Raw genomic sequence first — 6,171 nt, 5'->3', positions numbered from 1 at the left:
CGGGGAGGGCGTCAAGGCCTATACTCCTTGTTTGACGCAGCTGTAATCAACAGCACTATACTCTAAAAGAAGGTGACGGCATGAAAGGTGATCCGAAGGTCATTCAGCATCTCAACATCGCACTCGGCAACGAACTGGTCGCCATCAACCAGTACTTCCTGCACGCCAAGATGTACAAGGATTGGGGGTTGAAAACCCTGGCCAAGTGGGAGTACGACGAGTCCATCGAAGAGATGCAGCACGCTGACAAGCTGATCGAGCGCATCCTGTTCCTGGAAGGCATCCCCAACCTGCAAGACCTCGGCAAGCTGCACATCGGCGAGAACGTCAAGGAAATGCTGGAAGCCGATCTCAAGATCGAGCACGACGGCCGCAACGACTACATCGAAGCCATCACCTACTGCGAAAGCGTCAAGGATTACGTGACCCGTGACCTGCTGCGCGACCTGCTGGCCGATGAAGAGGGTCATATCGACCACATCGAAACGCAGCTGAAGCTGATCGAGCAGGTCGGTATTCAGAACTACCTGCAAAAGCACATGGCGTTGGCGACCGACGAAGAGTAACGCGTCAAGCCGGGCATGCACTGCATTGCCCCGCTAACCAAAACGGGCAGCCCCAAGGGGCTGCCCGTTTTTTATGGTGCGCCAGGCATGGCGCGCAGCGCCAATTAGGCGCTATCCGGTCCGCCGTGGTGGTTGGCCGGATGACTTGGGGGTGAAAGTCCCCTACGGACCCTGATAGCGGGAACCGTTAGCTGAACAGCAAGGGTGTTCGTCGTGAGGCGGAATCTGAAGGAAGCTGTAGGCAAACTCCTGGCCCGACGAACAGGAACCGCATATGAGGCAGCCACATCTGGGCGAGAGGGCCATGAAACTCGAAGCCCAATAGCTATCCAGAAGATGTGGAAGTAGATGCGGCGGGTAGATGGGAGGAAGGTCGCGCGTCTTACCCTGGGAGGCCTGTTCGCCTGCCACTGGCTACCGACACCGTGAGGTGTCGGGATGGGCGAACAGGAGTCAGCAGAGGCCATATTAGGCTCTCTAACCAAGAGCTGAAGGGCTGAACCTGTCACGAGTGGATAGTTGACCACTCTCTGATGTGTACGAGCAGAAGCCTCCCCGGAGGGCTCTCGATAACTGTATGGCGGGCCGGAAGCCCAAAGACTGTCGAAGCGCTCAGAGCACACAGGCGAGCGAATTCAGCGGAACGAAGCTCAGCCCGATAATGGGGGACAGGAACCGCCGTGGTACGGATCCGTTTGCCCGGTGGTGTGAGAGGACGGGGGAGGCGACTCCCCCTCCTACTCGATCGCTTCGGAATGGATGGCGGGTCACTGGCCCTGAGGCGCCAGTTGGCCAGTTGGGTTTGCAGGGGCCTCGAGAACGGGTTCATCGACGCTGAAGGTCGTCCGGCTCAGGCGACGTACCCGCTTCATGAACAGCGCGATGCACACCAGCGTACCGCACGCGGCAACCACGTAGCTGACCTGCAGCGGCAGGTTGAAGCCAATGGGGGCGTAGGCGAGGTAGGTGAACGTTGCCATGGTCATGAAGACCGCCGGGATGGAGGTGATCAGGTAGGGCTTGCGTGAGAGTACCAGGTACATCGTCGCAGTCCACAGGGCGATGACGGCGGTGGTCTGGTTGGCCCAGGAGAAGTAGCGCCACAGCAGCGTGAAGTCCATGTGGGTGAGCGCATAAGAGGCCACGAACAGCGGCAGCGCGATCATGATGCGCTTGGCGAGCGGTTTCTGGCCCACTTTCAGATAGTCGGCAATGATCATGCGCGCACTGCGGAAGGCGGTGTCACCGGACGTGATGGGCAGCACAATGACACCCAGTACCGCCAGCGTGCCACCGACGGCGCCCAGCATGGTGGTAGAGACTTCGCTGACCACGGCGGCCGGGCCACCGGACGCCAGCACGTCGGATAGGGTCTGGTCGCCGTAGAACAGGCTCATGGCGGCGGCGGCCCAGATCATGGCAATCACGCCTTCGGCAATCATCATGCCGTAGAAGATCTTGCGGCCATTGGTTTCGTTTTCAGTGGTTCGCGAGATGATCGGTGTCTGGGTGGCATGAAAGCCGGAAAGCGCACCACAGGAAATGGTCAGAAACAGCAGCGGGAAAATGGGCGCATTGTCCGGGTGCATGTTCTGGAAAGAGAGTTCGGGAATAGGCGCACCAGTGACCACCAGGCCGATGCCGATACCGGCGGCGCTGAACAGCAGCAGCGCTCCAAAGTAGGGGTAGATACGGCCAATCACCTTGTCGATGGGCAGCAGCGTGGCCACCAGGTAATAGGCAAAGATGACCAGGATGATCAGCGTGACCGAGAAAGAGGTCATGTTGGCCAGCAGGGCGGCTGGCGACGTCACGAACACCGTACCCACCAGCAACAGCAGCAAAATGGCAAAACCGTTGACCACGTGCTTCATGGCTTTACCCAGGAACTTGCCTGCCAGTTGGGGCAAGTGCGCGCCGTGGTTACGAATCGAGATCATGCCGGTCAGGTAGTCGTGAACGGCACCGGCGAAAATACAGCCAATGACGATCCAGACGAACGCCACCGGGCCGTACAGCGCCCCCAGGATCGGGCCGAAAATGGGGCCTACACCCGCAATGTTAAGCAACTGAATCAAGGAGTTGCGCGTCGTATTCATCGGCACGTAGTCGATGTTATCGCGCATGCTGAAAGCGGGGGTCTGGCGCTTACGATCAGCGACAAACACGCGCTCGACGAACTTGCCGTAGGTAAAGTAACCCACGATCAGCAGTAGTATCGAGAGAATGAAGGTAATCATCTAAAGCACTCAACAGGTCAGGGGGAGTGCGTGGCCATTGACGGGCCACGCTTATTTAGCCGGAAGGAATGTACAGAGACCTGTCAGGTCATGCCTTACAACTTTAGTGGCTGGCGACTTTAGTGGAATTACGAGCTGATCACGCCACACGCCATGCGAGCACCGCCGCCGCCCAAGTGAGGTTCGTCATCGTAGGTGTCGCCGCCTTCATGAATGATCAGGCTGCGGCCCAGCACGTCTTCCATGCTCAGGCGCGGTGCCAGCACCGGCAGGTTGGCTTCCCCGTCCTCATTGACGGTCAGCACCGGCAAATCACCCAAGTGGCCATCGCCATAGGGGCCCTGGTGGGTGTCGGTCTCTTCGGGGTCGTAGTGGCCACCAGCCGCTTGCGCTGCGGTCATCTCACCATCTTCGTTTTCAGCCGGGTCGCAGCTGGCATTTTCATGCATGTGAAAGCCGTACACGCCTGGCTCCAGGTCACTCAAGGAGGGCGTGAAGAGCACGCCGTGATCGGTATGCTCGATGGCGATGGTACCAATCGACTCTTCGGTACCTTCAGCGCTCACCTTGTGTATCTCGACGTCCAATGCTTCATTGGCCTGTGCCGCGCCTGCCAACAGCAGGGCCGCAGCGATACCGGTCAGCGGTAATGAATAGCGCATGTGATGGCTCCTTTCCTTGTCCATGGAAGCCCTGGCACAGCGTGGCGTGCCAAGGGGTACCTTATCAAGGTAGTTGGCGAAGGGCTAACCCGCCAACGTCAGGGCCATCTGACGGTCACACACTTTCTCGATCAAGGCCGGGTCATGGCTGACCAGCATCACCGCGCAGCCCTGCTCCCGGGCCAGCTCGATGAGCAGGCTGAGGGTGTGCTGCTGAGTGACGGGGTCGAGCCTGGACGTGGGTTCGTCGGCGAACAGGAAGCGTGGCTCGAGCAGCAGCACGCGCAGCATCGCGAAGCGCTGCAGTTCACCGCCGGAAATCTCCCCCGGCCGACGGGCCAGCAGGTGGTCGTCGAGCCCCAGGCGCTGCAGCAGCGGCGCCACGCGTGCCGGGTCGAAGCGGTGACGCCGCTGCAGATCGACCAGCAGCTGCGCCAGTGTCCAGTGGGGCGAAAAGGCGGCCGGAGGGTCCTGGTAGAGCTTCTGGCGGCCCAGTACGGGAATACTTTGATGGTAGTCGACGCGCCCCTGGTTGGGCCGCGTGACGCCCAGCAGAATATCGCCCAGCGTGCTCTTGCCGCAGCCGGAGGAGCCCACCACGCCGACGATTTCGCCGGGGCGCAGGCTGACCTCCAGCTGGGAGAAGAGCGCTCGACCGCCGCGCGTCATGGCAAGCCCCTGGGCGCTGACCACGGGGGCCTCGTCGTGGCCACGAAACGCGGGGGGATCGGGCCAGCGGCTGGGTTCGGCGGCCAGCAGGCGTTGGGCATACTCGGTATTCGGGTGGTTCAGCAGCACTTCGGCAGGACCGCGTTCAACCACCTGTCCCTTGCGCAGAATGATCACTTCGCCCCCCAGTCGCCGGGCGACTTCGATATCGTGTGTGATGGTCAGCAGGGCGCCGCCACGCTCGGGGGTGCTGGCCAGTAATTCGACCACGTCATCCCGGCGCGGGGCATCCAGCCCTTTGGTGGGCTCATCGGCAATCACCATGGCAGCCCCCGCAGCGCTGGCGGCCGCGAAGGCCACCCGCTGGGCCATGCCGCCGGAAAGCTCCCCCGGCAGTTTATGCAGCGCATGGGCAAGACCCAGGCGGCTCAACTCGGCCTTGGCGGCGGCTTGGGCGTCTGCTGCTGTCTTGCCAGCGACGAAACGATGGGTTTCTGCCACTTGTGGCAGGGCGCGCATGGTGGGGTCCAGCGCGTTCCAGGGCTCCTGGGGCAGCAGCGCCAGAGTGCGGCCCCACAGCGCCTGCCGGCTTTGCGGGGCGTTGGCAGGATAAGTCACACCGGCAATTTCCAGCGAACCTTGCGCCGCCAGACCCGGCGGTAGCGTGCCCATGATGGCCTGGGCAATCAGGCTCTTGCCCGAACCGGCTTCCCCCAGCAGGGTCAGACGCTGGCCAGCGGCCAGACGAAAGCTGATCGGGGCGATGGTGACGCCGTCGCCAGTGATCTCCAGATCACTGACATCCAGCAGTTGAGTGGTGAGCGTCATGGAGGTCATCGTGGGTCCTTCCCTGCCAGCAGGTTCAAGCTCAAGACCACCACGAACAGCACGAGAATCGGCTGTGCCATGGCCCAGGGGGCTTCGTGGTAGTAGGGCAACAGCTCGATCATCATCAAGCCCAGTTCCGCCGTGGGCGGCCGCAGGTCGACGCTGACAAAGCCCAGCGCGGCCATGGCGAGAATCGCGCTGGCGGCACCGAAGGCGGCCAGCGTGAACACCTGGGGCGCCAGCTCAGGCCATAAGTGGCGACGAAACAGCATCACCGGGCCAAAGCCCAGCAGTCGGCTGGCTTCGATCTGTGGTGAGGTGACCAGCGCTTGGGTGCGCGCTCGTACTACCCGGAAATACTCGATCCACAGCACCAGCGAGATCCCCACGTAGAGGGTCCAGAAGTTGCCGGGGGCGATGGCGGCCAGCAGCAGCACCAGCAACAGGCCCGGCAGCGCCAGGCAGGCATCGGACACGCTACCCAGCAGGCGGTCGGTCCAGCCGCCCCGCCAGCCCGCCACGACGCCCAGCAGTACGCCGGGAATGGCGGCGGTGGCTACGCTGAGCAGTGCCATGCCCAATGAGAGCCGAATGGCGGCTGCCATACGCGCCAGCATGCTGCGGCCAAGGTGGTCGGTACCGAAGGGCTCGGCCAGCGAGGGTGCCTGCAGGATGCGGCTGAGCTGCTGGCGGGCGGGGTCGGCGTCGACCAGCCAGGGCACCAGCCAGGCAAAGGCGAGCAGCAGGGCCAGCAGGCCCGCGCCCCACCATTGGCGCGCCGATAGCAGCGTCGTATGGCCATGCAGGGGGCGGGAGGCAGGTAGCCGTGACGAGGTAGTGCCCATCATGCTTGGCGTCTCCTTGGGTCGAGTAGGTGGCAGGCGATATCCACCGCCGTATTCAGCAGCACGAACAGCAGGCCCATGACCAGCGCCGTGCCTTGAATCATCGGCACGTCTCGGGCCACGATGGCGTGTACCAGGGCGTGGCCGATGCCGGGCCAGGCGAACAGGGTTTCGACCACCACGACACCTTCGATCAGGTAGACGAACTGGACGCCCAGATAGGCCACCACGGGCACCGATGCGTTGCGCAGACCGTGGCGCAGGAAGCTGCGCCGTGGCCCAAGGCCCTTGGTGTGAGAAAAAGGCGTAATAGGCCGACTGGGAAACCTCGGCCATGGCGTTGCGAGCCACGCGGCTGGAG

At 62.5% G+C, this 6,171-nt stretch carries 6 protein-coding genes; 1 reads left to right on the top strand and 5 read right to left on the bottom strand.

All coding sequences use genetic code 11. The annotated features are described in order from the left end of the window. The first annotated feature begins 80 nt into the window (after positions 1-80). Complete coding sequence (gene bfr / locus B7L71_RS06075) at positions 81-566, top strand: bacterioferritin (protein WP_016914994.1); 486 nt, start codon at positions 81-83, stop codon at positions 564-566. Between the two features lie 767 nt (positions 567-1,333). On the opposite strand, the gene B7L71_RS06065 is transcribed toward bfr, so the two are convergent. The 5 genes from B7L71_RS06065 to B7L71_RS06045 all read right to left on the bottom strand — a co-directional run. After that, positions 1,334-2,806, bottom strand: a complete 1,473-nt coding sequence (locus B7L71_RS06065; protein WP_081136665.1) for a carbon starvation CstA family protein — start codon at positions 2,804-2,806, stop codon at positions 1,334-1,336. Between the two features lie 128 nt (positions 2,807-2,934). Then, a complete protein-coding gene (gene sodC, locus B7L71_RS06060) occupies positions 2,935-3,468 on the bottom strand; it encodes a superoxide dismutase family protein (RefSeq protein WP_081136663.1) in 534 nt (177 codons plus the stop codon). 84 nt (positions 3,469-3,552) lie between these two features. Continuing rightward, a complete protein-coding gene (locus B7L71_RS06055; RefSeq protein ID WP_081136661.1) occupies positions 3,553-4,974 on the bottom strand; it encodes an ABC transporter ATP-binding protein in 1,422 nt (473 codons plus the stop codon). Then, positions 4,971-5,813: an ABC transporter permease gene (locus B7L71_RS06050; protein WP_081136659.1), complete on the bottom strand. Its 843-nt coding sequence runs from the start codon at positions 5,811-5,813 to the stop codon at positions 4,971-4,973. The genes B7L71_RS06055 and B7L71_RS06050 overlap by 4 nt, the downstream gene beginning before the upstream one ends. After that, the coding region (locus B7L71_RS06045; protein ID WP_249273185.1) for an ABC transporter permease at positions 5,810-6,171 on the bottom strand (362 nt) is incomplete at its 5' end. The genes B7L71_RS06045 and B7L71_RS06050, both read right to left, overlap by 4 nt.

This window comes from Halomonas sp. BC2 (genome assembly GCF_002078115.1).
GTDB lineage: Bacteria > Pseudomonadota > Gammaproteobacteria > Pseudomonadales > Halomonadaceae > Vreelandella > Vreelandella stevensii.
Note: the sequence above shows the minus strand (reverse complement) of the source record. Positions and strands in the feature narration are given on the sequence as shown.